We start from the raw sequence: 26513 nt of genomic DNA on the forward strand, positions 1-26513 counted from the left end.
CAAGGGGTCGCGCGACGTCGCGACCCCTTTGTCATGGAAGGATCAGGGTTCTATGAGCGTTTTCGACAGGCTTGACCAAATGGCAAGCAACACGATCGACACGATCAACCAGACCCCGTTCATCTTGACCCCCATGCTGCACACCCCAAATGGCCGGGGTGTTCCCGACACCTCTCGAGAGGTCATTGAAGCTAAAGGCGTTTTTGATTACGTCGACGCAGCCTACGGCATCGAGCTCGGCGTCAGAAAAAGCTACCGCGAAGCAAACGACCTGCGGGCCTTGCAAACGGGACGGGAGCCGCTTCTGTCGGTAGCCAGAAAATACTTTCCGCTCAGCGCCGGGGAGCCGAAACAGGGCGATATCATCGAATTTACGGAGAAGCCTGACCTTCCAAGGTTCGAAGTAGTGTCCGTCCTTCGTGACGGCATGGCTCGCATGTCTATCCGACTCGTTCACATAGGAAGCCAGGCATGAATCCTGATCGGTTGGTGGTGCGCCTCGCGGCTGTATCAGCGCTCAACAATTTTATGCAGGCGCCGTACCCGACGCTGGCAGGCGACAAAATATTCGACTCCCGCATTGAGCCAGTCGAGGACTTCAAAGAGGACGTGATGTTCCCGGTTTGCGTAGTCTACACCGACTATGACCGAGACCATTGGGACCATCACACGTCGATGAAAAAGGACCGCCTTTTGACGGTGACCTTCGAGCTCCTTATCGCCCAGGTGACTGAGACTGACGGTGGGTTCACTGTGAACCACCCAAACACAGACAGTGAGCTCGAGACGTCGCTGGACATCTTTGAGCTCCAGATTGCCAACGCATTTAAAGCCCTGAACCCGGCCGCAGATTGCTTTCGCCATTTGATGAATTCCTATGTCGGGGTCATAAGCCGGCGCGGCGCCACCATTGAGGGTGGCACGAAGCTGGCGGCGCGCCAGATCACCGTTGAATCAAAAGTCACTCGCGGCCCCACGAACGGAACCATGGTGCCTGCGGTTGCTGCATTTCTCGACGAACTCGAAATGCACAATGATTTTGGCGATCGCGTTCCAGCGATCCGCTCCCTCTACACTGACGCGAGTTCGCTTACCGCGAGCGAACAAATGATGCGGTCGATGGGCTGGCCGTCAGCGGCCGCAGGCCTCCTCGGCTATCAAGCTGGTCCAGTGGTGACGCTTGGAACACCGGTTGTATTTCTAAATCAAAACGGCTCACCGCTATGAGTTTCATTGATCGGATCAACCAGCTCGAGGCGATCGTCAATCAGCTGGACCGTCGCCAGAACAACTTCCTCAGAGAGGCTGTTGTTACTGAAGTCTATGAAAACGAAGGCATGGCCAAGGTCGACGCCCAAGGTGTTATCTCAAAGAAAATCCCATGGCTGCAGCGGTCGGGAGCCATTCGGGAATGGACTCCAGTGACGAAGGACGAAAGGGTTTTGCTGATCTCACCAACTGGCGAGCCTGGGAGAGGGCTCATTTTGCCGGGAGGGTACACAGACCAGTTCCCACAGCCGCACGACAAAGGGGCCGAAAAGCTTGTCCAGATAGATGGCGTCTCGATCAAACAAACCGGAAGCGGGGTGACCATTACCGCAGGCGGCGTGGTCGTTGAGATAACGAGTGCGGGCTTGACGGTAACAGGTGGCAACGTTGTCCACGACGGGAAAAATATTGGCTCAACACACAAGCATCTCGGCGTGATGCCGGGTGTCGCATTGACCGGAATACCAAGCGGCTGAAACGGAAGGGAACTTTAATATGACCGAGAAAAGCTACATTGCTGCGGCCGCCGGGTGGGTTGGAGGCACATACAGGAAAGAGGGCGATCCGATATCAATGACGCCAAAGGCGGCAACGTACTTGCTGCTGAGCGGACAGATCGTGGAGGGTGTAAAGACTTCCCCTCGGAGCGACCGCGCCAAAGCTTCAACACGAACGGCTTCCTCGGAAGAGGTCGCCGTAGGCAAGTCGAAATCGAGAGATTAGACCATGAGCAGTGTGGGGATTGATCGCTCCACCTGGATGCCGCTCGTTGGATGGGACCACGTTCTCCAATCGATCGAGGTCATTTTAACGACTGAGATTGGAGAACGTCTGCACCGCCGCAACTTTGGGTCCACGGTGACTGACCTGATCGACAAGCCGCAAACGATCGACACTATAGTTGACCTCTACATGGCGGTCGCTGAGTCATTGGAACCGCGGGTCCGCGACGGTGCGCAGCTCGGAGAGCCGCGCTTTCTCCTCACGAGCGTTGCCTTAGCGCCCTCGGCAGACGGGACGATCCTTATCAACGTTCGGGGCGATTATTACCCCAATGGCCACCTGGGCGACTTTACCCTGCCTCTCAGGGACCGTGCCATCAACATTCCGGTTGGAGCTGCATTCTGATGTCATTGGACCTAGCTCTGCTCCCAAGCCCTGAAATCATAGAGACGATCGACACCGAGGCTATCATTTCAGCTCTCACCGCAGACGTGACCGAGCGGTTTCTGACGGCCGGCGTTTCCTACGATGTCGGCGGCCTCGAGGTAGACCCAGTGAAGATCGTCCTTGAGGTTGCTGCGGCTCGAGAGACTGTCCTTCGAGCTCGCATTAACGATGCGGCCAAGGCTAACTTGGTAATATTTGCTGCGGGCTCTGACCTTGATCATCTTGCTGGCTTCTACGACGTCGAACGGTTGCCGAACGAGATCGACACTGCTTTGCGCAACAGAACCATCCTCGCCATACGGGCCCGGTCGCCGGGAGGGTCAGAGTTTTGGTACGAAGCCGCTGCGCGGCGCGCAGACACGCGCATTCGCGATGTCGCAGTCTATCGGGAGGCGTTTCTCCCTATCATCCATGTGGCGGTTCTATCTTCCTTGGATGGGGGTATCCCCGACCAGGCTATGCTGGCCGCCGTGGAGACGGAAGTGAAGTCGGACTCCGTTCGCCTTGTGAATGATGCGATTGTGGTTGAGGCTGCAGTTGGCCAGACCGTAAACATCGAAGCCAACGTATGGCTGCTTCCTGATGCGCCCTATTCGGTCTTTGAGGGGCTTGAAGCGCTTCTTCGCAACGCCTGGAATGCGGAAACCGGCATCGGCTTTGACCTTGACCTCTCGTGGGCTCAATCGAGGATTCACGTGCCCGGGGTGAAACGGGTGGTGATCACATCACCGTCAACGGCGGTCGTGGCCAGCAACGAGAAGGCAATCGCCATCGGAACAATCACGCTCACCTATATGGGCAGGGCGTTCTGATGACTCGGACACATTTACTCCCCCTCAACGCGACACCAATTGATAGGGCAGTTTCCGAGGCAATAGACCGGTCGCCGGAACTTGCGATGGGTGCCGATCACGTCCGAGGTTTTAAGTTCAATCCATCGCCTGCCGTCATTCCGCACCTGATAGTCGAATACGGGTTGGCTGAAATCGAAGACTTTGTAACGGAAGAGATTCTTCGAGCCGGTGTTGCGTGGCAGCGTATCCGGGGAACTCCGGCCTCCATTCACATGGCACTTCGCTGGATCAACAGCGACGGGGTAATCGAGGAAAATCCAGTCACCCGTTTCAAATGGTGGTGGTTTCAGGTCCACATGCCAGACGCTCGTCGCTCGTCGTCGTTTGTCACTCCGATGATAACTCTTGGTAAAGCGTCGAAGCCGCTTCGTTCCGAGTTTGCACGCATCACTGCCGGGTACGACATTCGTGCACTTCGTCTGAACGCAGGCCGCTTGAACGCCAATCTTTTAAACTCCTGGTCGGGGATGCGCCGTGCCGAGGACGAGCCGGTCCTTTCATTCCGTTATCATCACATGGCACCGGCACCGGAAAACGAAATCTACGAGCTTTCTCTTGCTGCCAAGAAATCGGTACGGCACGTCTACCTCACCGACGCAGCGGCCGCGACCGAACAGAAATCCGGATTCCCCAGCTCTCTCGGGACGAGACCTTTCGATTGGTCCGACCCGGTCTCCGTTCCATTCAACAATGCGCCGTTCAACGACGAACCTTTCGGCGTTCCCAACCCATATGTGCAAACAGGAAACTGATCGATGGCTGTCTTTACCGTTGGCGGACGAGAAGTTATCGCCTCGCTTCTTATCAATCAAACCTTCTTCTTGGCCCTCGGAAAGGGTGACCCCGCTTGGGACACCAATCTTATTCCACCTTCGCCAGGTGCAACCGACCTTGTGGACAAGGTGGGTGTAACCCGCCTCCGCCAGATAGATTATGCGTCGCCGAGCGAGACAGGCGAAATAACAATGGCAGACGGGTCGCAGTTTACTGTCAGCCCGACTCCAACTCGATACCTCTACCTTTGGTTCAAACTCGACCTTCCAGATGCAGTCCCTTCAACCCTGCGGGAATGTGGGCTGTACCACGGCACTGTTTTGGGCGGTGCCGTCCCCGCCGGCCAATTCTACGTGCCCGGTGCGGACGTCGTCGCCTACGGCAAGCTCGTCCATCTCGACCGCTACAACTCGATTGTGCGTGACGGCACCATCGAACAAGGCTTTTCCTTCATCCTGACTTTGTGAGTTTGCAATGAGCAGCATTATCAAGCGCCCTGGCTATTCCGACCGCTTTGAGCGGGACCAGAAGCGGTTCGCGCTCGCGTTCCCGGATGCTGTACAATTCCTTCAGTCGGACGAGATGAACGAAGTTCAGTCCATGCTGCAGGATCAGCAGCGCCGCGTTTCAGAGTACATTTTACAGGACGGCCGCCGAGTTAGCGGTGCCGATCCTGTCGTCGCCGAAATTGAAGGCGACGAAACCAAAGTTTCAGTACGGCTGCCGGCTTCTGCGATCTATATTGCTGGGCACGTCCATGACGTTCAGGAGTCGATATTCGTTCTGGACGTTGCCGGCGACGTGTCGATCGGTGTGCGTGTTAGCGAAACGCTGGAAAACCATATTTCCGATGTCACCCTTCGCGGGCAGATTTCAGGAACCGAAGCCTTCATGGAACCCGGAGCCGCTCGCGTGCGCATGGTGGTGTCATGGGGCCATTCGGCAGATCTCGTGGAAGCGCCGGTCATCCCTGTCTATTCGATGCGTAATGGTGCGATCCTCACCAACGAAAGCAACATCGACTACTCCGAGATCTACAACGCGATTTCCAACTACAGCCGGGAAAGTAATGGCTCGTTCGTTAACTCCGGCTGCATGGTAGCCGGCGTTGGTTTGAATGGTGACGGCGATCAGCAATTCACCATTTCAGAAGGCGTAGCCTATGTGAACGGTCGCCGGATTCCGCGCGCGCAAAACATGCGCTTCAATGTGCCCGAGGAGCCCAATCTGCGTTCTGTTTCAGCAGAGCCACATGCCTGGACCGCAGCAACCGGTGGAACTCAAACCTTCACACTCTCCAAATCGCCGATCGCCGTCGTCTCCGAAGTGACAATCGTCAAGCGGGTGACCGAGACAGTCACCCATGGCGCTTTTTCAGGCGTGACGGATGCGCTTCTGCATTCGTCGGTTGAAAGCATAGTCTCGGTCAAGCAGGGCGGCACGACCTACACTTCTCCTGGAAGCTGGCTTCTTTCTCAGGGGCAAATCGACTGGTCACCAGCTGGCGCTGAGCCATCCCCAGGCTCGACGTATCAGGTCGACTATCGCTATTACGAAAACGTCATGCCAACCGCGGTCACCCGCGAAAGCATCACTGTGGTAGGCGCTGTCAATCCATCCAACATCCTGGTCGACTATACCTACAAGCTGCCGCGCATCGATGTCGTGGCGATGGATATGTCGGGGGCTGTTCTTTATTTGAAGGGGGTCGCCGCTATCTCGCGCCCGCAGCCACCCGTCGTGCCTTCGACACAGCTTGAGCTTGCGCGCATCAACAACAAATGGGGCATCGCCCCTGACGTGGTTCAGTCTGCCGTCCGCAATGTACCTTATTCAGAGATCACCAACATGCGTGAGGCTCTACTGGACATTTACGACCTGATCGCGCAGGAGCGCCTGAAGTCGGACGTCTCCAGCCGGGAAGTTGCAGCCAAGCGCGGAGTGTTTGTCGACCCGTTTTTAGACGATGATCTTCGCGACCAGGGTATTGCACAGACCGCAGCGTCATTCGGTGGGTTCCTCCGCCTTCCTGTCGCTGGCCGGGTTCATGAATTTCCTGCGCTGACATCGGTCCAGACGCTCGCGTTCACCGACGAAGTGGTCATTTCTCAGTTGCGTGAAACTGGCGAAATGAAAATCAACCCCTATCAGACATTCACGCCAATGCCCGGTCGCGCGTCGCTCGAGCCTTCGATCGACATATGGACGGACAAGCAGACAGTTTGGCCTTCGGCGGAAACTGCGACGTTTGATCCACCTGACCGGGGTGCCAACGGCAACAACAACACAATCACGTCGGTCTCGCTGGAAAGCCGGATCGAGCTGATCCGATCGACCAATGTGGCGGCCGAATTCGTGCGGACACGCAACGTCAACTTCCGGCTTGAAGGCTTCATCGAAGCTGAAACGATCACGTCGGTCTTGTTCGACGGCGTGGTCGCCGTAACTTCCGGCCTGACGTCGGCAAATGCCGACGGCGTCATCACCGGTGTTTTCACCATTCCCGCCAATATTCGCCAGGGAACGAAGGTGGTTGCCTTTGTGGGAAGCGTCGGCACGAGAGCGAGGTCGACCTACGTCGCCAGCGGGACCATTACTGTCGAAGAATACCGCATCGCGACGGCGCTTAACGGCACCATCGAGGAGTTGCCGCGGCCGGTGACACAGGTCACACAGGTCATCAACCAAACGACCGTGGTCAACAATACGATCAACAACATTAACCAGGTCCAGAACATCGCCCGGGGTTGGTCGGAGGATACTGGCGGCGGCGGCAGTTCGAGCGACAAAGACCCGCTCGCGCAGACGTTCATGCTAACCGAAGGCCGGTGCGTGACTGCGATCCGCCTCAAGTGCAAGACCAAGGGGCTGTCGTCGAATTCTGTCGCGGTGCAGATCCGCACTGTCGAAGTGGGACTGCCGACAAGTGAAGTGCTGGCCGAAGCTTTTGTGCCCGGCACCGCATTGGTGGCGGGCGGTTTTTTCACGGCGCGCTTCACCACGCCGCTCTACCTGGAACCCGGTAGGGCCTATGCCTTTGTCGTTCTGACAGATGACGCCAACCATTCGCTTGCTGTGGCGGGCCTCGGCAAGATCGATCAGAACAACGCGATCGTCTCCGAGCAGCCCTTCGTGGTCGGCGTGCTTTTGTCATCGTCCAATGCCCAAACATGGACGGTGCACAATGACATCGATCTTGTCTTCCAGCTGATCGGCTGCCTCTTCTCTCCTGCCGAGCGCACCGTGGCGATCGGTGCCTTCACCGCAACCAAAATGTCGGACATCATTGTGTCCGCCGGCGTCGAATATCCGGAGAGTCAGGCCAGCATAGAAATCACGATGACTCGGCCGAATGGGGAGATCATTACTGCATCACCCGAGCAGCGCATCAGGCTGGACACCTATATCCAGAACGAAACCATTCAGGTTGCTGCAAAGCTTAGGGGGACGGCCAAACTCACGCCGTTCCTGTTCCCGGGCGTCCAGATCATCGAGGGCGAAATTGCGGCGACTGCCGACTATGTCACGCGCTCTGTGACGGCTGACGATGCGGAGCGGGTGACGGTAACGTTCGATGCCTTCCTGCCGTCGGGGTCCACTGTAGCGGTCTCGATTGGTGTTCCAGGCAGCTACGTTGCTGCCTCGGTTCTTGCAGCGACGCCGCTCGGCGACGGCTTGGTCGAACAGACCTACCAGCGCACGCCTTACGCGCCTCTTGATGCCAGAACCAAGATCACGCTCACCGGGACGCCGGCGGCACGTCCTGAGCTGTCCAAACTGCGCATGATAACAACGGAAATCTGATCATGGCTCTCCCCAACACATCAAACTACAGCTGGCCGCGGCCCGACAAAACCGGTTTGCAGCGAGCTGAAATCGACAAGATCGACCAGGCGATCGTTGCGGCTGATGCCCAGACGAAAACGATTGATGTGTTGTTGGCTGCGTTGATCACCTCCTTCAACGGGCATACCCACTCCTTCAATAACATCACCGGAAAGCCGAGCACGCTGGCCGGATACGGCATTACGGATTCCTACACGAAGGCGGCAGCCGATACGGCTATTGCCAATGCTATCGCAGCCCTCGTCGCATCGTCGCCCGCAGCGCTAGACACGCTGAATGAGTTGGCCACAGCTCTTGGCAACGACCCGAACTTCGCTACTACGATGACCAACGCGCTTGGCCAGAAACTCAATGCGTCGACCTACACCGCCGCTGATATTCTTGCGAAGCTCAAGACAGTCGACGGTGTTGGATCCGGCCTAGACGCTGACCTGCTGGACGGCAAGACAAGCGCTGAGTTCGTTTCAACCGATGCAATCCAGACCATAGCCGCAGCGAAGACATTCAGTGCGGGCATCAGCTTTGGCAACACCGCTGCTACGCTGCAGAGCGACATGACGAAGCACATAGCGCTCTTCGGAAGCACCTATGGTTTCAGCGTAACGGGCGGCACGCTCAACTACAATTCGAACGGTTCTCATAAGTTTCGGATAGGTGACGCAGACATCGTCAACATAACGACGACGACCTTCACGTTCAACGGTAACGCCGTGTCCTTGGCTAAGGACGTGTACACGAAGGCCGAGGTCTACGCCAAGGCCGAGACTTACACCAAGGCGGAGGTGGACAGTGGCCTTGGGGGTAGGATTATCAGGGACAGTATCACCCACGCGGGCTTTGCCAGCAACAACGCCGCTAATCCCTATTTCCGCAAGGCAGATGATAACATAGTTTATTACCTGCAACGCTCGCTAGGCTTCACACCCGTCCGGCAGGGTGGGCAATCAGGTATGGGCTCGAACACCGTTTATCTTGGGTGGAGTGGGTCAAGGATACTCATAAACGTCGATGGCTACCCGCAGGGTGGGGCCATGACTACCAGTCTATTTCCCAATGATCTTGGCGTACAACTTCGGGACGGAGGTGTCGGGGGTATTATTTACTGCGTTACGCAATCGGGTGTTAGTGTGGGACGTAGCATCACTGTCATAGGCACTAGCCTGAACCCTGCGCAAGCAGGCGCGTGGGTTAACATTGGCGTGACCGGAAACGTCTCGACACCTACGCTCTACGTTCGCTACGTTTAAAGGATCATCGTCATGCCAGAAGAACCAATAGAGACCCCTCCCGAGGAGCTGACATTCCCGCCCGCTTATGTGGAGCCGCCGTTCACTCCGATAATCCCCGAGGAGCTGCTCCCTGTAGAGTACCGAAACGCCACGCACTCCAGGGACGGCATGGTAGACTGCGAAGTCAACCACCCCGAGTATGGGTGGCTGCCTTATTCCGCGTCTGCTGCGGATGAAACGGATTTCGGGAAAAGGGTATGGGATGCGATCGATCCAAACGATGTGCTTCCTGCGGTGCCAGTGGTTATCGATCTCCACGATTATACGGCGAAGCGGAGGTGGGAAATCGAAACCGGCGGTCTATCATTCGCGGGGGCAACGATCGCAACCGACGCGCAAAGCCAGACCAAAGTTCTTGGTGCACGTGTGGCCGCCGATGCTGATCCAAACTTCACCACACAATGGAAAGCGGCAGGCGGAGAGTTTATTCAACTGAACGCCTCTGCCATCATCGCGATCAGCAATGCTGTGTTAAATCACATTAGCACCTGTTTTTCGGCGGAGGCTGAGATTATGGGCCAGATAGCCACAAACGACATTACCACTGTCGAGCAGATTGATACTGCGTTCGATATCGCGCTTGCGCCACCTACGGAATAGATATTGGGGGATCCTCCCGCGAGGCCCCCAAGGTCTATCCCGCTAACGCCGATGAACAAGAAAAACCCCGCTTGTAGCGGGTTTTTTTGTGCCCTTCGCTGACCCTTGGGCAAGGTTGAGAAAGACACAAAAGGGAAATCAGCAAATGGATATTTACCTGCACGGTATCGAAACGATCGAGAGCAACTCAGGCCCTCGTCCGGTAGAGGCCATCGACACTGGTATCATCGGCATGGTCTTCACTGCGCCAGACGCCGACGCCAGCCTCTGGCCTCTGAACAAATGCGTCGCCATCCACGGCTACATGGGTTTCCCCGGTGGTCTAGGAGACAATGGCACTGGTCCCGACCACATCAAGGGAATTTTTGACCAGGCAACGCGCGCATCGCAAACCATTGTCGGAGTCCGTGTCGCCGAAGGAGCGACTATCTCTGAGACGATGGCCAACGTCATGGGCAACAGCCTGACCAAGACGGGCATGAATGCCCTACGTGATGCGCAGTCAGAGCTTGGCCTCAAGCCCAAGCTCCTCATCGCGCCGGGCTTCACCTCGATCAAGCCAACCGATGGCGTTCTGTCGATCGCGGTTGGAGCGGGCGGTACCGGCTACACCACAGCACCTATCGTCACTTTCACCAACGCCGTCGACGACGAAGGCTCCGGTGCGGAAGCGGTTGCGATCATCAACTCCCAGACAGGAGTGGTGTCATCTATTGTGGTGACCAACCCAGGACTCAATTATGGGGCGGCGCCGACCGTCGTTCTGACCGGCGGCGGCGGTACTGGTGCTACGGCTACGGTCACACTTGGCACCGTGGCAAACCCGGTGGCAGTGGCTTTGAAAATCCTCGCCAACCGACTGCGGGCATGCTTCATCGTCGACGGTCCTAACACGACCAGCGCTGCTGCAGTTGCCTACCGCAACGATTTTGCATCTGACCGGATGCTGATTGTGGATCCCTTTGTGAAGGTATCCCGCGACGGCACTATCGTCAGCGAGCCAGCAAGCGCTCGCGTCGCTGGACTGCAGGCTCGCGTCGATTATGACGAAGGCTTCTGGTACTCGCCGTCGAACCACGTGGTAGAGGGCATCGTTGGCACTTCCAGGGTTGTCGAGCATTCGCTCAACGATCCTTCCGCAGAGTCTCAATACCTCAACAAGAACGCAGTCGCCACGATCGTCCGCTCTCCATCGGGCGGGTTCAAACTGTGGGGGTCTCGTGTTCCTTCCGGCGACAGCCTCAAGCTGTTCTGGTCAGTGCGCCGTGCACACGACACGATCATCGAGTCGATCGAGCGTGCCCACGAACCGTTCATCGACAAGCCGTTTGGCGTTCAGATTCTTCTCGACATCGCCGAAACCGTCAACGCAGCTCTTCGTCGCTGGAAAGCCCTCGGGGCGACCCTTGGCGGCAAGGTGTGGTTGGACCGTGGCCTGAACACTCCGCTCACCTGGGCGGCTGGTCACATCTACATATCCTACGACGCGGAAGGGCCCGCGCCGATGGAGCACATCACCTTCGTTTTCAACCGAAACACGGGGTACTACGAGGAGCTTGCTGAAGACGCTCTCCGTGAAATTGCGCGCCTGTCCGGCCGGGTCATCTGACCTCGGCAAGGCGGCAATAAACCAACCCACAATCCAGGAGCCAAGGAGCGTCTGACATGCGACACATTTTGCAGGGTTTCACTATGTATATCGGGGGTGCTGATTTCGGCTACGATGCCGAAGAGGTCACACTGCCAATCCCAACGCCCGTCACCCAAGAATATCGGGGAGGCGGCATGGACCTCGGCGTTAACCAGCCAATGGCCGCGCTCGAGGCCATGGAAGCAACCGTCAAGATGGCGGGCCACAATCCCGCAATTCTGAAGTCGATGGCCAAGGGGCCCGGCCAAACGACCCGGATTACTTTCCGGGGCGCCGTCCTCAGTGAGGCCACCGGCCTTATCCAGGCTCACGTCTGCGTCATCGAAGGGGCACCAAATGCGGGGTCTCGTGACACTTGGCAGCGCGGCGAGAAAAGCGGCATCGAGTTCCTGATGAATGGCATTATCTACTTCCGCTACGACGTCGGTGACGAGTTGATCCACGAAGTCGGAGCATGGCCGCCTGTTCGAGTCATTGATGGCATAAACCAGCTGACCGCCATCAACGCGGCGCTCGGTTACTAGCCCTCTACACAAACATAAAAAAAGGAAAGGCAATCAAATGACCGACCGAATTGCGCGGGCTATCAAGCAGCCTCAGACCCAAATCCCAGAAGGGGCGGCTCAAAAAGCCGCCCCTCGCTTTCTCGTTCCAACAACCGAAAAAACCTATGACCTGAAGTACCCCCTCGAATGGGAGGGCGTTGAATATCGCCAGCTCGCGTTCAAGCGGCTGAAAGGTAAGGACTTCAAAAAGTTCTCGATGCTCATGCAGATGGGCGCCGATGAGGGCGCGTCTCTTATCTCGCTCGTCGCCGGAATCCCTGTCGAGATTGCGCAGGAGCTGGATGGAGAGGACTTTATCAACGTCTTGCTCGAGACGCGGGATTTCATGCCCGCCCGCTTTCAGGAGGCAATGAGCGGGCAGACTTCCGAGACTGGCCTGGCTACGCAGGAGTAGTCGCTCACGTCCTCCACTTTGCCCTGACTGACCTTGTCGAGATGGATTTTGAGGAGCTCGTCGGAACCTGGTTTCCGGTGGCCTCCGACATCATGAAAACAAACGGCACTCAGTCAGTCATAAATATGTTGAAAGGGTTCTCCCGTGGCGGCAGCAACTAGACAAGCAAGCCTTATCCTGAGCTTGATCGATCACGTCTCGCGCCCTGCTAGGGCTGTGGCTGGATCGCTTGGTGTCGTTAACCGGGCTGTGAATGCGCTCACCGCACCGGCGCGCGCAATGGCAGACATGGGCCGAAACTTTCGTCGTCACGCCTCGCAAATGGCAGCGGTGTCCGCTCCGTTGGCTGTCGGCTTAGGAGCCGCCGCCAAGGCCGTTTACGACTATGAAAAGGCTGGAAATCGGATGGAGGCCTTCGGGCTTCTGTCTGATGACCAGAGGAAAAAACTTGAGGAAGAGGCCCAGGCCCTCAACAAGTTCTTTCCGCAGACCAACAAGGGGATCATTGAGGCAGCAGGCGAACTGTTCCGCGCCGGCCTGACCTACGAGCAGTCCATGGGCGCGCTTAAAGGTTCGCTGCAGCTCGCATTGGCGGGCGATATCGACACACAGCGTGCTGCCGATATTTCGACCAACATCATGTACGCCATGAAGATGCCAATGAAGACCTACGAGCAGGTCCAGGCTTCTTTGCAAAGGATCAATGACCTTCTCGCCTACGGCGCCACCAAGTCAAATACTGACATTCAACTGATGGGCGACACGTTCCGATATGTAGCGCCGCTCGCCGCGGTTGCCGGCATGTCGATCGAGGAGGTCACTGCACTGACCATGGAACTGGCCAAGGCCGGTATCAAGGGATCTGAAGCGGGCGTGGCTTTGCGTTCGGCACTCGTCCGGATGGCCAAGCCCACCAAGCCTATGCTTGCCGCCTTCACTCGGCTCGGCATCAGCATGAAGGATTTTGTCAGGTACAAGGATAAAATCGACGCCTCGACCATTACGGGATCTCTGCTGGCCGAGGGTTACGACGTCAGCAACCTCACCAAGTCGATTCAGGGCATACTCAATGACAAAGCCCTCGCCAGCGCCCCTGAGCGGATGGTTGCGGAGTTGTCGGATCTGATCGTTGGCCAGATCGGCGACGAGTCAGTCCGGGATAACGTTTCCCAGGCGCTGACCGACGCAGTCTCTGCTGGCGCTCAGGACGTTGATCTTCGCAAGTTGCTTGGCGTGCTGAAGGATAAGGGCGCCACGATCACCGACATCGCTCAGATCTTCGATGTGCGGATGGGCTCGCGCCTGGCGGCAATCCTTTACAGCGACCTCGACGGTGTTGTGGATGACGTGATCACGCACTCCGAGGGCACCGCCGACGAAATGGCAAGGCGCATGACGAAAGGCATCGTGGGCGTCGTTCTCGAGATGTCGGCGGCCGTCGAAAATTTTGCAATCACACTTGCTGATTCCGGGGTCTTGAATACCGTTACGAGCCTCATCGACAAATTCACGTCCTTCGTTACCGAACTGTCGAAGGCCAACCCTAAAATGCTCGAAATGGGCACTTACGGTGTCATGGCGCTTGCTGCCATGGCACCACTCGGATTGGTGATCTCCGGTCTGGCTGCATCGATGGCCCTGCTTGCCAATCCACTGACCTTGGTAGTCGCTGGTCTTGGGTATCTGGCTTATCAGAACTGGGACTCGCTGATCGCTTTCGGTGATGGCTTCAAGCTCGGTTTCCTGGACAACCTCGATCCCGCTGCGCTGGAAGCCTTGGGCACCTTTGCCACGAATATTCAGGCCTGGATGGGCAACATCAAAACTGCTTTGGCTGACAGCGAAGGCATGGGCGCAACCGGGGAATGGTTCGGCGCGTCGATGGCCAGCTCGATCAACAACCTTGTGAGCTCGATTCAAAGGCTCAAAGGTGAGCTTCAGTCGATGAGGGAATGGTGGGGCAACTTCAATAAGGAGATGAACCGCCCTCTGGGTGATGTGATGTACGACCACTTCATGCCCGATGTTTGGAAACCAGAGAAGCCCACCCCTCAGCCGGGGGAAGTTGGATATCAGGTCGATACCTCGGGTTATGAATCCGAAGTCCGGACATTGGCGGCCGAGGCGAAGAACACTCTCAGCGTTACTGCCACGCCGATTGTTGACACGTCCTCGATCAATGCGGCGATCGGCAGGGCAAGCGCGCTTCGCCAGATGCTGTCGGGAATGGACGCACTTGGAAGCAGGTCTTCCTACGTGCCGAAGAATGACCTCAAGTTCGGTGGCCCTCGCGCCAAAGGCGGGCCGGTTCAATCAGGTCTGACCTACCTCGTAGGAGAGGAAGGTCCGGAACTGTTTTCTCCGGGACGATCGGGCGGCATTACTCCCAACCGGCAGATGGCTGGAAACAGCAACAGTACGGCTGCCAACCAGAACATCACGTTCAACATCAGTGGCGGGGATCCGCAGGCCGTCGCCAGAGAAGTGCTGGCGATCATGGACCGCCAGCTCGATCGCTCCCGTCAGACGTCAATCGACGGCCGCTCGGTCGTCTGAGAAGGAGGAACGTCAGCATGCTTATGGCCCTCGGCCCATTTCGGTTTCGAATCCCTACATACTCGGTCGAGCAAATTTCCCGGAAGGTATCGTCCCGCGTCGCCAGCCAAGAAATCATAGGTGCGCGTCCTACAACTCACCTTCTGGGGCCCGGTGAGGAAACCGTGAAATTCTCGAGCACGTTCTACCCGTTCCATTTAAACGGGGGAGGGCTTCAACAGCTGGAAGGAATTAGGGGCTCGTGCCTCGATCAGGTGCCACTCATGCTCATCTCAGTCGCCGGCCTGGTCTACGGGCGATGGATAATCTTGGACGTCAGTGACGAGCGAACTCAGATATCTCGCTCCGGATACCCGCAGATGGTCACCGTCGACATGAACCTGAAGCGCTACGTTCCGCGCGGCGGCGGTAGCGGTTTCTCGATTGGATTGTTCTGATGCCTTCACCTTTCTTCCAGATATCCGCAGGCGGGAAAGACATCACCAGCAAGCTAGCCGGTGGGCAAATATCGCTCACCATAAAGGATGGCGTCGGCCTTGACGCCGACACCGCGCAAATTGAGATCGACGACATGCACGGTGTGATCGCACCACCCAAGACCGGCGTCGAGCTAAAGATCATTGCGGGTTATGTCGATGACCGCGTCAACTTCGGCACCTTCACCGTCGATGAGGTGACCCTGTCAGGATGGCCGCAAAAAATATCGATCAGCGCACAATCGGCAAAGGCCAAATCGGCATTGAAGGAGGGGCGGCCAAAGTCCTACGACAAGGAGGACTATCCAACCTTCAAGGACGTTTTCGCAGAGATTGCGGGTCGACACGGCCTGACACTGTCGATTTCTCCCGAGATCGGTTCTCAGGAGCTTGAATATGAAGCTCAAGCTGAGGAGGACGACATCAGTTTCCTCACCCGCATCGGCAAGAAGTTGGACGCCTCGATCTCAATCAAGGAAGATCGCTTGATCGCAGCGAAAAAGGGAACGGGGACTTCGGTCAGCGGCCAACCCTTACCGTTTATCGTTGTTCGCCGCGGGCATAATCTTCTTACATACAGCGTGAGCCGCAAAGATAAACCGAAGCACAAAAAGGTCAAAGCCACTTGGTACAACCGCAAGAAAGCCAAGCGGGAAGAGGTGACGGCCAACGCCAGCGCGGACGGCCCCGACTTTCTGATCCGCGCGCCTGCACAGTCGAAAGCCGAAGCACAAAAACAAGCGAACTCCAAGGCCAATGAACTGAAACGTGCGGAGGCCAAGGCGTCATTCTCTGTCGAGGGCAACCCGCACGCTCGCGCAGAAGCCCACGTCATAGCGTCTAATATTCGCTCTATGGTCGACGGCGTGTGGAGATCTGTAACGGTAACCCACAACTGGACCTCGGGCGGGCCCTACACGACCTCCATCGAATGCGAGTTGCCAAAATGAACATTACCGAGCGTCCGGATGGAACGTCTGTTTATGCAACCGTCGACGGCGATATGGTGGATCAGATCGCCAACGCCTTCTACGGATCACACCTGGGGACCGCCGAACTCATCTATGAGCGAAACCAGAACCTAAGCCTGCAGCCCATGGTGCTGCCGGCCGGGATTTTGATCATCCTGCCCAAATACACGCCGCCCGAACCGCCGGGGCAAATCCAACTTTGGGACTGAGAACCAAGGCCGCTTTCGAGCGGCCTTTTTCATTTTATCAGCGAGGACTCCACAGATGAAGAACACTGACATTCAGCGATTGCTCGCGGCTGCCGGATACTATCAAGGCAAGGTTGACGGTGATCTCGGCACCATTAGCAAGGCAGCGATCGAAAAGGTGCTGTCGGGACATGCGTCGGAATGCGTATCGAGTGCAGGCGATTGGTCACCTGAGAGGCGAGCGGTTGGCGCAGCGCAAATCGTTCTCAAGCACGCTGGATTCGAGGTTGGTAGGATCGATGGTTACGATGGCAATTTGACTACGGGTGCTCTTCTTGAGTGGGGAACCCTGAAAACGACGGGCACTGCTCTGGTGCTGGATCGCAGGCAAACAGGGCCATTGCCGCGAGCGGCTGACAAATTCCCCACTCAGGCCGGATGCGTGGAATTCTATGGAAATCCAGGGCCGGACGTGGCCAGCCAGCTCGTCATGGTCGAATTCCCCTACGAAATGCGGATCGATTACGACCGTTCACAAAAGTCGACCCGCGCGCAGCTTCATATGAAATGCGCTGGTTCGGCTATGGCGGCATTGGTTGAGATTCACCGGGCATATGGGATTGGCGAATTGCGCCGCCTCGGACTCGACCTCAACGCCGGCACTTATAACCATCGCAGGATGCGAGGTGGAACGGCTTGGTCCATGCATGCTTACGGCTGTGCATGGGATTTCAATGCCAAGCCGAACGGCCTTACGGCTCGCTGCCCCGACGCACTCTTTTGCGGCCCCGAATACAAGAAGTTCTTCGACATTTGGGAAGCGCATGGGTGGGTCTCGCTCGGAAGGGCGATTGGCCGAGATTGGATGCATGTGCAGGCGGCTCGCATCTGATGTTCGGGTTCAGCTGGATGCCACTGGCCGCCGGCGCTGTGGCCGGCGCTCTGGCCGTCGCTGCGCCCATGCGGCTTTACGACCGGCTGATTGACGATCCAGCCGTTTTTGAAAGCGGGCGACTAAAAGGCCAGGGCGAAGAACGGATCGCTTGGGAGGAACTGCGCGTTCGTATGATCAGGGAGAGCCAGGTCAGACAGAAGGCCGCTCAAGCAAAGATTGATGAGGTCGAGCGTCAATATTTTATAGATCGTACGGGCGATGCCATGAAGATCATCACGCTCGAGGAAGCAATCAAGGAGGCTGAAAATGCACAAACACCTGATAGGCCTAAGCCTCCTGCCTTTTCTCGCGGGGTGTCCCGGGCCCTTAACCCGATCGGTCGTGGAACGCCCTGAGCTCGCCGCCATTCCTCAATCGGTGCGTCTACCGTGCGCGGAAGCCGTCGAACTGCCTGATCGGGATCTTGAAGGGTCAGAGGCAGCCGCATGGTGGGGCCGGGACCGTAGGGAGCTTGGCGACTGCAGTGCAAAGCATCGTGTTCTGGTCAGGGGGATCGAGGCACTCGAGGAACAAACGAGAGGGGCCGAGGAATGACGATGCTGGAATGGTTAGCGCAGGGCAAGGGGGAACTCTTGACCGCGGGGTTTCTTGGGTCGGTCGTGGCCGCTGCGATGGAATGGACGGGAGTGTTCCCAGCGGTTCGCAAGATCCTCGTCGGGACGATCAGCGCCGTCTACCTGTCGCCTCTTGGCCTGCCCTTTCTCGAGTGGGTGCTCAACGGGATAAGCGTCCCCAGGGAAAGCGCAGCCGGGATGAGCGGCTTCCTGATGGGAGTAACAGGAATTGTCGTGATCGAAATCATCCTGAAAGCGTTTAGAATAAAGAGGGACGACCTAAACCAGAAAATTGGAGGTCAATGACATGATGACCGCTCTCCCAAGCGCTGACGACATGAGCCAAGCTGCTCGATCTCAAAAGGGAACAGTTGTGGTCGCAGGGGTAATCGTTTTTGCCTGGGCTATGTGGCTGTCAGTTTGGCCAGTTTTTGTCCCGGCATCGCACTGGTTCGAAGTCAAAGATATTCAGGTGATGGATGCCAGAGTTGGCCAGACCCCCGCGATGAAAGTGAAAAGGACAATTCATAGACCTTTCAGAGGGCATTGGATTACCACTGTAATGCGCAAGCAGAGCGATGAAACCTACACCACGTTCTGTACGTCGTCGGGAACGCAAGATTACGTGACCGATGCGATGCTACCCGTTGACCTTGACTTGGACTGGTGGACTTGGCCTCGCCAATGCCAGCTACCGGCTGGCGAATACAAATTGAGAACTTTTTGGTCGGTGCTTCCGGTCGATTACCCGGAAAAATCCGTACGGGTGCTTTCAAACCCTTTCACCATCTTTTGATCCCCATCCCCGGCTTGCCGGGTTTCCGCGCCGGCCGGCTGCCGGCTGATTGCCTCCCTGACCTTTGCCGCCAGCCCTTCGGGGTTGGCGGCTTTTTTTTCGTTTTGGTGCGCAATCGGTGCGCACGTACCTTGGGTGCCTTTGTTAGTCAGTCATAACCTTTTGAAATCGTTGGTCGGAGTGGCAGGATTTGAACCTGCGACCCCGTCGTCCCGAACGACGTGCGCTACCAGACTGCGCTACACTCCGCGACCAGACGCTGGGTTATAACTTCGGCGGGTTTTCCCCGCAAGCATTTCGGGCGGTGTGGTGCGCCAATTTCGCTTGCGCTGCCTATAGTCTGCGGCCTCGGCCCAAGGTCGCCAAGTGCACTGCGATGGTTTAATGCGGCGGTAAAACGTTGACCCTATAGTAGCGCAGGTTCACCAGAAAGTTCGCCCTTGATGCTCAAACCCGTTTCCCACGCTTTGCCCAACACTTTTGAATTCGAGACATCCGCGCTGGTTAAACCCAGTGGTTTTCGCGAATATGATGCGCGCTGGTGGTTTGGGCATCCTGCATCAGATGTTCAACCAGAGCTTAATTTGATCGGCGTTCAGGCCCTTGGCATGGGGCTTGGCACGCTCATCCAGCGTCTCGGAGCGGGCCCGGACATCGTGGTCGGGCATGATTTCCGCAGCTATTCCATGTCCATCAAGCTGGCGCTGGTTGCTGGTCTTCTGGCGGCAGGTGCGCGGGTCAAGGATATCGGGCTTGCTTTGTCGCCCATGGCGTATTTCGCCCAGTTCGCACTCGACACGCAGTCGGTTGCCATGGTCACCGCCTCGCACAATGAAAATGGCTGGACCGGGGTAAAAATGGGCGCGCAACGACCGCTCACTTTTGGCCCTGACGAGATGAGCGCGCTGAAGGAAATTGTTCTGTCGGGTGACTTCGACCTGAAGGGTAGCGGTACCTATGAATTTGTCGCTGATTTTCGGGAAACCTATCTGGCCGATGTCACGGTGGGCAAGCAAATCAGGCGCCGGCTGAAAGTGGTTGCTGCATGTGGCAATGGCACCGCCGGTGCCTTTGCCCCGCAGGCGCTGGAAGCGATTGGCTGCGAAGTCATTCCGCTGGATATCGAGCTGGATCACTCATTCCCGCGCTACAACCCTAACCCCGAAGACATGGCAATGCTCCACGCCATCCGCGACAAGGTGCTGGAAACCGGCGCTGATGTGGGCCTGGGTTTTGACGGTGATGGTGACCGCTGCGGCGTCGTTGATAATGAGGGCAACGAGATCTTTGCCGACAAGGTGGGCGTCATGCTCGCGCGCGATATTTCATCCGTGCATCCGGGATCAAAATTCGTCGTCGACGTAAAATCGACTGGCCTCTTCAACACTGATCCGACACTTCTGGCCAATGGCGCGGTGACCGATTACTGGAAAACCGGCCACTCCTATATCAAGCGCCGCGTCGCCGAACTGGGTGCGATAGCCGGCTTTGAAAAGTCTGGCCACTTCTTCTTCAACCCGCCGATTGGCCGCGGCTATGATGATGGTCTGGTGACGGCTGTCGCCATTTGCGAAATGCTGGATCGCAGCCCTTCAAAATCCATGGCCGATCTTTATCGCGACCTGCCGGTCACCTATGGCACGCCCACCATGTCGCCGCATTGCGGCGATGACGTAAAATATGGCGTGGTCGAAAAGGTGGTGGCAGAATTTACGCGCATGAAGGACGCGGGTGAACTTTTTGCCGGCCAGAAAATCGTAGATCTGATCACGGTCAATGGCGTGCGCGTTGTGTCGGAAGATGGCACATGGGGCCTTGTGCGCGCCTCGTCCAACAAGCCGGAACTGGTGGTGGTGGTCGAAAGTCCGGTATCATCCGAGCGTCGGCGCGCCATGTTCGACGCGGTGGATGCCGTCATGCGGCGCAACCGCGAAGTCGGCGCCTACAATCAAACATTCTGACAGGGTTTTGAATTCAATGGCAGATCGCATTGTCAGTTTCGTCATGAGCGGCGGCGTGGGTTCACGCCTCTGGCCGCTATCGCGTGAGGACAACCCAAAACAGTTTCATGATCTGGCAGGCGATGGCTCCATGCTGGTCAAAACCCTGCGCCGGTTGATTGCGCGCGCGCAAGGTGAAACCCCGGTCTATCTCATCGCATCGGAGCGCCACGCAGACCGCGTCCGATCTGATATTGCCGCGCTCGATCTCAAAGGAGGCGGGGCCATTTTTGAACCGGTGGGGCGCAACACGGCAGCAGCCGTTGCAGTCGCAACCTTGACTGCAATCGAAGCACATGGCGACGATGCGCTGGTGCTGGTGGTTCCCTCAGATCATGAAATATCAACCGAGCAGCAATTCTGGCAGACGGTTGAAAAGGGCGTTCCCTCAGCCAAGGCAGGTAGTCTCGTGGTGTTCGGCGTACGGCCGACCCAGCCCGAAACCGGCTATGGCTATATCGAAGTAGGCGAGGGCGCAAACGATGTCGCCAAAGTCTCGCGCTTCGTCGAAAAGCCCGATCTCGCCACGGCGCAATCCTATCTGGAAGCTGGCACTTTTTTCTGGAACACCGGTATTTTCCTGTTCCGGGCCAGCGCCATGCGCAAGGCGTTTCTGGCGTTTGAACCGGCCATCTGGGATGCCACGGTTGACGCCTATGCAGGTGCCGTGCGCGATGTGTCGGGCGTGTTCCTGCCGCTTGAAGAATACAGCACCATTCCCTCCACCTCTATTGATTACGCGGTGATGGAGCGCGCCGACGACATCGCCATGGTGGCTGCCGGCTTCCGCTGGAACGATCTCGGCTCGTGGCAGTCGCTGCTTGATGTCTCCACTTCAGACGAGCATGGCAATGTGGTGGTCGGCGATGTCGTCGCCATTGATTGCGAGAATTCCTATCTGCGCAGCGAAGGCCGCTTGCTCTCGGCGATTGGTCTCAAGGGTGTGGCGATTGTCTCGACGCCGGATGCGACCTTTGTCGCGCCCGTAAGTCACAGCCAGCACGTCAAGAAAATCGTCGAGCAGCTTGAAAAGAGCGGTCGCCTTGAAACGAAATTCACGCCGGCACATGACCGGGTGATTGTCAGCGGTGGCTGGCGCAAGCGCGTCGGCCACTGGCTGTTTGACGAGACGTTGCCGCTCTGGTCGACCGCCGGCGTTGATCATGTCCACGGCGGCTTCCATGAAGCGCTGGGGCTTGATGGCAGGCCGATCAGCAAGCCAAAGCGCATGCGCACCATGGCCCGCCAGATCTATGCTTTTGCAGTCGCCAGCGAGCGCGGCTGGGACGGGCCGGCAGACGAGCTGATCACCCATGGTATAGACTTTATCTCGAAACACGGTCGCACTGACAAAGGTGGCTGGGTGCGCACGCTCAATGTCGATGGCTCGGTGCTGGACCCGGTCGAAGACGCCTATGATCATTCCTGTGTGCTTCTGGCGCTCGCCCATGCGCACCGCGCGGGACACCCCGAGGCACTGACGCTGGCGAACGAAACATTCCAGTTTCTCGATACGCATCTCGAAGACATTCGCCTGACCGGGTTTCTCGAAACACCGGGTGGAGAAGGTATCCGCCGCTCCAACCCGCATATGCATCTGTTAGAGGCGTTTCTGGCCTGGTTCGAGGTCACCGGCGAGCGGGTTTATCTGCGCCGCGCCGCCCGCGTCATCGACCTGTTCCGCAGCCACTTCTTTGATGCCGAAAGCTGGACGCTAGGCGAATATTTCGACGCGCACTGGAAACCATCAGTGGATCAAGGTGACTGGACCGAGCCCGGCCACCATTTCGAATGGGCCTCACTGCTGGTCAACTTCGCTGATATTTCCGGCCAGCGCGATCTGGTGGTCTTTGCCCGCAAACTCTATGCCTCGGCAATTGCAAACGGCCTCAACCGCGCGACGGGTCTTGCCTATGCAGCAGTCTCCCGCGAAGGCCTGCCCTTGTCACGCTCCTCGCGCAGCTGGCCGCAATCGGAAGCCATCAAGGCAGCCATCGCGCTCGATGGCACCGGCGGTCCCGACCTCAAGCCCGAGATTGAAGCGCGCGTCGGACGGCTGTTCCGCTGGCATATTGATCCCGCGCCACGTGGCCTGTGGATCGACCAGATTGATGAACGCGGCCGCTCACAGGCCAGCGAAGTGCCGGCCAGTATTTTCTATCATCTGGTCTCGGCACTGACGCAATATCTGGACGGCACGGAAGAGGGGTAGGGGCGCAACCGCATCCTCGCCCCCGCAAGGCGGGGGAGAGGTGGCCCGCGAAGCGGGTCGGAGAGGGGGCAACTGGGTGGGAGCAGGACGCGTGGTGCAATTTGCGCGACCCCCTCTCCGCCTCGCCGCGCTCGGCACCTCTCCCCCATTTCATGGGGGCGAGGAAATGGCACCCGCCTCAATAAGGGCTGTCGACGTTGCCGGTCTCTACATAGACCGCTTTGACCTGCGAATAATGGCCGAGTGCCGCGAGTGCGTTCTCTCGGCCTATGCCGGATTGGCGCATGCCGCCAAAAGGCATTTCGACAGGCGTCAGATTATAGGTGTTGATCCAGCATGTGCCAGCCTTGAGCTGGTCGATCACCCGGTGGGCGCGGGCAAGCTCGCGCGTGAAGACACCGGCAGCAAGCCCGAAATCTGTGCCGTTGGCGCGCGCGATAACCTCGTCTTCATCGCTGAATGAAAGCACACTCATTACAGGCCCGAAGATTTCTTCACGGGCAATCCGCATATCATCGGTGACGCCGGTGAAAATGGTCGGCTCTATAAAACAGCCTTCTTCAAAGCCCTGAAGCGAAGGCACATTGCCGCCATAGGCAAGCGTCGCCCCTTCGTCCTGACCGATCTCGATATAGGACATCACCCGGTCATGCTGTGCCTGGCTGACCAGCGGACCCATTTGCGTATCAGGATCGAGCGGATCGCCGATGCGGATTTTCTTCGTGCGCTCGATCAGCCGGTCAACGAAGCGGTCATGCAAGCTTTCCTGCACGAAGACGCGCGTGCCATTGGTGCAGACCTGTCCCGTCGAATAGAAATTAGCAAGCATCGCCCCGCCAATGGCGTTTTCGAGGTCGGCATCATCGAAAATAATGAGTGGCGACTTGCCGCCAAGCTCCATTGTCGCGTGTTTCATCGCGCCTCCGGCTGCCGCCATGACGCGCTTGCCGGTCTCGACCGAACCGGTCAGCGACACCTTGTCGACATGCGCATGAGCAACCAGCGCGCCACCGACATCGCCAAAGCCCTGCACGACATTGAACAAGCCGTCGGGCAGCCCGGCTTCGGTATAAATCTCGGCCAGAGCAAGCGCCGAAAGCGGCGTCATTTCCGAGGGCTTGAACACCATCGCATTGCCCATGGCGAGCGCCGGCGCGGACTTCCAGCAAGCGATCTGGATGGGATAGTTCCAAGCGCCGATGCCGACGCACACACCAAGCGCCTCGCGACGCGTATAGGCAAACGGCCCGCCAAGATCGATGAAATCGCCGTAGAAACCAGCAACTGCGCCAGCGAAGAATTCCAGCGCATCGGCACCAGACGGTGCATCCGCCACCAGTGTTTCCTGAATGGCCTTGCCGGTGTCGAACGTTTCCAGCCGCGCCAGGCCCTCATTGCGCTCGCGCAGCAAGTCGGAAGCGCGCCGCAGGATGCGACCGCGCTCGACCGGCTTCAGCCGCGCCCAGGCAGGCTGGGCCTCGCGCGCGGCTTCCACGGCCAGTTCCACAATATTGGGCGTGGCTGCGTGCAGCGTGGCGATACGCTCACCCGTCGCCGGATAGAGCACGGCAAGTTCCGCGCCCTGTTCGTCCTCGACAAAACGGCCATTGATGTAGTGCGATGCGTCTGGCTGGGCCTTCATGGCTCATCTCCGAAATTTTTTCACGCGCAGTAGTTTGGTGAAGTTCTATCATAGGCTGCGAGCTTTTCCTGCCCGCAGTTTGCAAAGCCGCTTTACCGGTCTGAAACCTGCCAGCGTGGATTGATCCAGGGTTCCTGGTTGGAAGGGGCAAGCGGCGTGCGCCCCAGAATATGGTCAGCGGCCTTTTCGCCGGTCATGATCGAGGGGCCGTTCAGGTTGCCATTGGTGATACGCGGAAAGATCGAGGAATCCGCCACCCGCAGACCCTCGACGCCGATCACCCGGCATTCGGGATCCACCACCGCCATGGGGTCGCTCTTGCTGCCCATCCTTGCCGTGCCGCACGGATGATAGGCGCTTTCCGAATGGTCGCGGATGAAAGCATCCAGCTCATCGTCGCTCTGCACGCTGCTGCCGGGCGAAATCTCCTTGCCGCGATAAGGATCAAAGGCTTTCTGCCCAAAGATCTGGCGGGTAAGCCGGATGCAGTGGCGGAAATCCACCCAGTCTTCCGGCTGCGACATGTAGTTGAACCGGATGGAGGGGCGGTCAGCAGGATCGCCCGACCGGAGTGTCACCGCCCCGCGCGATTTTGATCGCATCGGGCCGACATGCGCCTGAAAACCATGCGACTTGGCCGCAGCCTTACCGTCATACCGAATGGCAGCCGGCAGGAAGTGATACTGAATGTCGGGATATTCCACACCTGCCTTGGAGCGCAGGAAGGCAGCAGATTCAAAATGGTTCGTGGCCCCGAGCCCGCTCTTGAAGAACAGCCATTCGGCACCAATCAGCGCTTTGGAAAACAGGTTGAGCTTGGAATAGAGCGTGATCGGCAAGATGGATTCCTGCTGGATGTAGAGCTCCATATGGTCCTGCAAATTCTGGCCGACGCCCGGTCGATCCGCCACAATTTCAATGCCATGTTCCTTCAGATGCGCGGCTGGCCCGATGCCTGAAAGCATCAACAGCTTGGGCGAATTGATAGAGGATGCGGCAAGCACCACCTCACGTTTGGCCTTGATCACCTCAATGCCACGCCCGGTCTCGATTTCGACGCCGACAGCGCGCTTGTTCTCTATCACCACGCGCCGCGCAAAGGCGCGCACGAGGGTGACGTTCGGACGCTTCATTGCAGGCCTCATATAGGCATTGGCAACGGACCAGCGGCGGCCATTGTGAATGGTCTGCTCCATCACGCCAAAGCCTTCCTGCTTCGAACCATTATAGTCCGGCGTCACCTCGAAGCCTGTCTGCTTTCCTGCTTCGACGAAAGCTTTGTAGAGCGGGTTGCGCTGCTTGCCGGGGCGCACATGCAGGGGCCCATCGGTGCCCCGCCAGCCATCTTCGCCGCCATGCGATGTTTCCATCCGCTTGAAATAAGGAAGCACGTCGGCAAAGCTCCAGCCGGTGGCGCCACTCGTCGCCCAATGGTCGAAATCGCGCGCATGGCCGCGCACATACACCATGCCATTGATCGAGGACGACCCGCCCAGAACCTTGCCGCGCGGCGTTGCCAGAACACGATTGTTCAGATGCGGCTCGGGCTCGCTTTCAAAACCCCAATCATAGCGCTTCATGCTCATGGGAAAGGAAAGCGCTGCCGGCATCTGGATGAAGGGACCAATATCAGTGCCGCCAAACTCGATCACGATGACGCTGTTGCGTCCATCCTCCGAAAGCCGCGAGGCCAGTGCTGCACCAGCCGAACCGGAGCCAACAATGACGAAATCTGCTTCTTGTGCCATGG

The 26513-nt window shown here is 57.7% G+C and carries 25 protein-coding genes and 1 tRNA gene; 23 read left to right on the plus strand and 3 right to left on the minus strand.

The annotated features are described in order from the left end of the window. The first annotated feature begins 52 nt into the window (after positions 1 to 52). The 21 genes from GA830_RS10575 (at position 53) to GA830_RS10675 (ending at position 18909) form a co-directional block, all read left to right on the plus strand. A complete protein-coding gene (locus GA830_RS10575; RefSeq protein ID WP_195161837.1) occupies positions 53 to 475 on the plus strand; it encodes a hypothetical protein in 423 nt (140 codons plus the stop codon). After that, a complete protein-coding gene (locus GA830_RS10580; protein WP_195161838.1) occupies positions 472 to 1227 on the plus strand; it encodes a hypothetical protein in 756 nt (251 codons plus the stop codon). Before GA830_RS10575 ends, GA830_RS10580 begins: the two co-directional genes overlap by 4 nt. Next, positions 1224 to 1745: a phage baseplate assembly protein V gene (locus GA830_RS10585; RefSeq protein ID WP_195161839.1), complete on the plus strand. Its 522-nt coding sequence runs from the start codon at positions 1224 to 1226 to the stop codon at positions 1743 to 1745. The genes GA830_RS10580 and GA830_RS10585 overlap by 4 nt, the downstream gene beginning before the upstream one ends. 250 nt (positions 1746 to 1995) lie before the next feature. After that, complete coding sequence (locus GA830_RS10590) at positions 1996 to 2397, plus strand: GPW/gp25 family protein (RefSeq protein WP_210330829.1); 402 nt, start codon at positions 1996 to 1998, stop codon at positions 2395 to 2397. Beyond that, a complete protein-coding gene (locus GA830_RS10595; protein WP_195161840.1) occupies positions 2397 to 3251 on the plus strand; it encodes a baseplate J/gp47 family protein in 855 nt (284 codons plus the stop codon). Before GA830_RS10590 ends, GA830_RS10595 begins: the two co-directional genes overlap by 1 nt. Beyond that, positions 3251 to 4045, plus strand: a complete 795-nt coding sequence (locus tag GA830_RS10600; RefSeq protein ID WP_258045403.1) for a phage tail protein — start codon at positions 3251 to 3253, stop codon at positions 4043 to 4045. The genes GA830_RS10595 and GA830_RS10600 overlap by 1 nt, the downstream gene beginning before the upstream one ends. 3 nt (positions 4046 to 4048) lie before the next feature. Further along, positions 4049 to 4534 (plus strand): hypothetical protein, encoded by a 486-nt coding sequence (locus tag GA830_RS10605; protein ID WP_195161841.1) that lies wholly within the window; start codon positions 4049 to 4051, stop codon positions 4532 to 4534. 7 nt (positions 4535 to 4541) lie between these two features. Then, the gene (locus tag GA830_RS10610; RefSeq protein ID WP_195161842.1) at positions 4542 to 7871 is read left to right on the plus strand and encodes a DUF4815 domain-containing protein; all 3330 of its coding nucleotides are present in this window, start codon (positions 4542 to 4544) and stop codon (positions 7869 to 7871) included. A gap of 2 nt (positions 7872 to 7873) precedes the next feature. Next, positions 7874 to 9160: a hypothetical protein gene (locus tag GA830_RS19850; RefSeq protein ID WP_210330830.1), complete on the plus strand. Its 1287-nt coding sequence runs from the start codon at positions 7874 to 7876 to the stop codon at positions 9158 to 9160. Between the two features lie 12 nt (positions 9161 to 9172). Continuing rightward, positions 9173 to 9802 carry a DUF4376 domain-containing protein gene (locus GA830_RS10620; protein ID WP_195161843.1) on the plus strand — a complete coding sequence of 210 codons (630 nt, stop codon included), beginning with the start codon at positions 9173 to 9175 and terminating at the stop codon, positions 9800 to 9802. 145 nt (positions 9803 to 9947) lie between these two features. Continuing rightward, positions 9948 to 11411, plus strand: a complete 1464-nt coding sequence (locus GA830_RS10625; protein ID WP_195161844.1) for a phage tail sheath subtilisin-like domain-containing protein — start codon at positions 9948 to 9950, stop codon at positions 11409 to 11411. 56 nt (positions 11412 to 11467) lie between these two features. Continuing rightward, complete coding sequence (locus GA830_RS10630) at positions 11468 to 11977, plus strand: phage major tail tube protein (RefSeq protein WP_195161845.1); 510 nt, start codon at positions 11468 to 11470, stop codon at positions 11975 to 11977. A 37-nt stretch (positions 11978 to 12014) separates the two neighbouring features. Next, complete coding sequence (locus GA830_RS10635) at positions 12015 to 12413, plus strand: phage tail assembly protein (RefSeq protein WP_195161846.1); 399 nt, start codon at positions 12015 to 12017, stop codon at positions 12411 to 12413. A gap of 279 nt (positions 12414 to 12692) precedes the next feature. Beyond that, positions 12693 to 14969 (plus strand): phage tail tape measure protein, encoded by a 2277-nt coding sequence (locus GA830_RS10640; RefSeq protein WP_195161847.1) that lies wholly within the window; start codon positions 12693 to 12695, stop codon positions 14967 to 14969. Between the two features lie 23 nt (positions 14970 to 14992). Further along, positions 14993 to 15406 (plus strand): phage tail protein, encoded by a 414-nt coding sequence (locus tag GA830_RS10645; RefSeq protein WP_258045669.1) that lies wholly within the window; start codon positions 14993 to 14995, stop codon positions 15404 to 15406. Continuing rightward, positions 15406 to 16395: a phage late control D family protein gene (locus GA830_RS10650; RefSeq protein ID WP_195161849.1), complete on the plus strand. Its 990-nt coding sequence runs from the start codon at positions 15406 to 15408 to the stop codon at positions 16393 to 16395. The genes GA830_RS10645 and GA830_RS10650 overlap by 1 nt, the downstream gene beginning before the upstream one ends. After that, positions 16392 to 16625: a tail protein X gene (locus tag GA830_RS10655; protein ID WP_195161850.1), complete on the plus strand. Its 234-nt coding sequence runs from the start codon at positions 16392 to 16394 to the stop codon at positions 16623 to 16625. The genes GA830_RS10650 and GA830_RS10655 overlap by 4 nt, the downstream gene beginning before the upstream one ends. A gap of 55 nt (positions 16626 to 16680) precedes the next feature. Further along, positions 16681 to 17496, plus strand: coding sequence for a M15 family metallopeptidase (locus GA830_RS10660; protein WP_195161851.1), 816 nt, complete (start codon positions 16681 to 16683; stop codon positions 17494 to 17496). Continuing rightward, the gene (locus GA830_RS10665) at positions 17496 to 17894 is read left to right on the plus strand and encodes a hypothetical protein (RefSeq protein WP_195161852.1); all 399 of its coding nucleotides are present in this window, start codon (positions 17496 to 17498) and stop codon (positions 17892 to 17894) included. The genes GA830_RS10660 and GA830_RS10665 overlap by 1 nt, the downstream gene beginning before the upstream one ends. A 195-nt stretch (positions 17895 to 18089) precedes the next feature. Continuing rightward, on the plus strand, positions 18090 to 18419 hold the full coding sequence (locus GA830_RS10670) for a hypothetical protein (RefSeq protein ID WP_195161853.1): 330 nt from the start codon (positions 18090 to 18092) through the stop codon (positions 18417 to 18419). Position 18420: 1 nt separating this feature from the next. Further along, positions 18421 to 18909: a hypothetical protein gene (locus GA830_RS10675; protein WP_195161854.1), complete on the plus strand. Its 489-nt coding sequence runs from the start codon at positions 18421 to 18423 to the stop codon at positions 18907 to 18909. A 172-nt stretch (positions 18910 to 19081) separates the two neighbouring features. Here the strand turns inward: GA830_RS10675 and GA830_RS10680 are convergent. Then, positions 19082 to 19158: transfer RNA gene (locus GA830_RS10680), tRNA-Pro, on the minus strand. A 194-nt stretch (positions 19159 to 19352) separates the two neighbouring features. Between GA830_RS10680 and GA830_RS10685 the strand changes: the two genes are divergently transcribed. Further along, positions 19353 to 20870: a phosphomannomutase/phosphoglucomutase gene (locus GA830_RS10685; RefSeq protein ID WP_195164894.1), complete on the plus strand. Its 1518-nt coding sequence runs from the start codon at positions 19353 to 19355 to the stop codon at positions 20868 to 20870. 16 nt (positions 20871 to 20886) lie between these two features. Beyond that, on the plus strand, positions 20887 to 23121 hold the full coding sequence (locus GA830_RS10690; protein ID WP_195161855.1) for a mannose-1-phosphate guanylyltransferase/mannose-6-phosphate isomerase: 2235 nt from the start codon (positions 20887 to 20889) through the stop codon (positions 23119 to 23121). A 178-nt stretch (positions 23122 to 23299) separates the two neighbouring features. On the opposite strand, the gene betB is transcribed toward GA830_RS10690, so the two are convergent. Beyond that, the gene (betB, locus tag GA830_RS10695; RefSeq protein WP_195161856.1) at positions 23300 to 24763 is read right to left on the minus strand and encodes a betaine-aldehyde dehydrogenase; all 1464 of its coding nucleotides are present in this window, start codon (positions 24761 to 24763) and stop codon (positions 23300 to 23302) included. Between the two features lie 92 nt (positions 24764 to 24855). Continuing rightward, a complete protein-coding gene (betA, locus tag GA830_RS10700; protein WP_195161857.1) occupies positions 24856 to 26511 on the minus strand; it encodes a choline dehydrogenase in 1656 nt (551 codons plus the stop codon). Between the last annotated feature and the right edge of the window lie 2 nt (positions 26512 to 26513).

This window comes from Mesorhizobium sp. NBSH29 (assembly GCF_015500055.1).
GTDB lineage: Bacteria > Pseudomonadota > Alphaproteobacteria > Rhizobiales > Rhizobiaceae > Neomesorhizobium.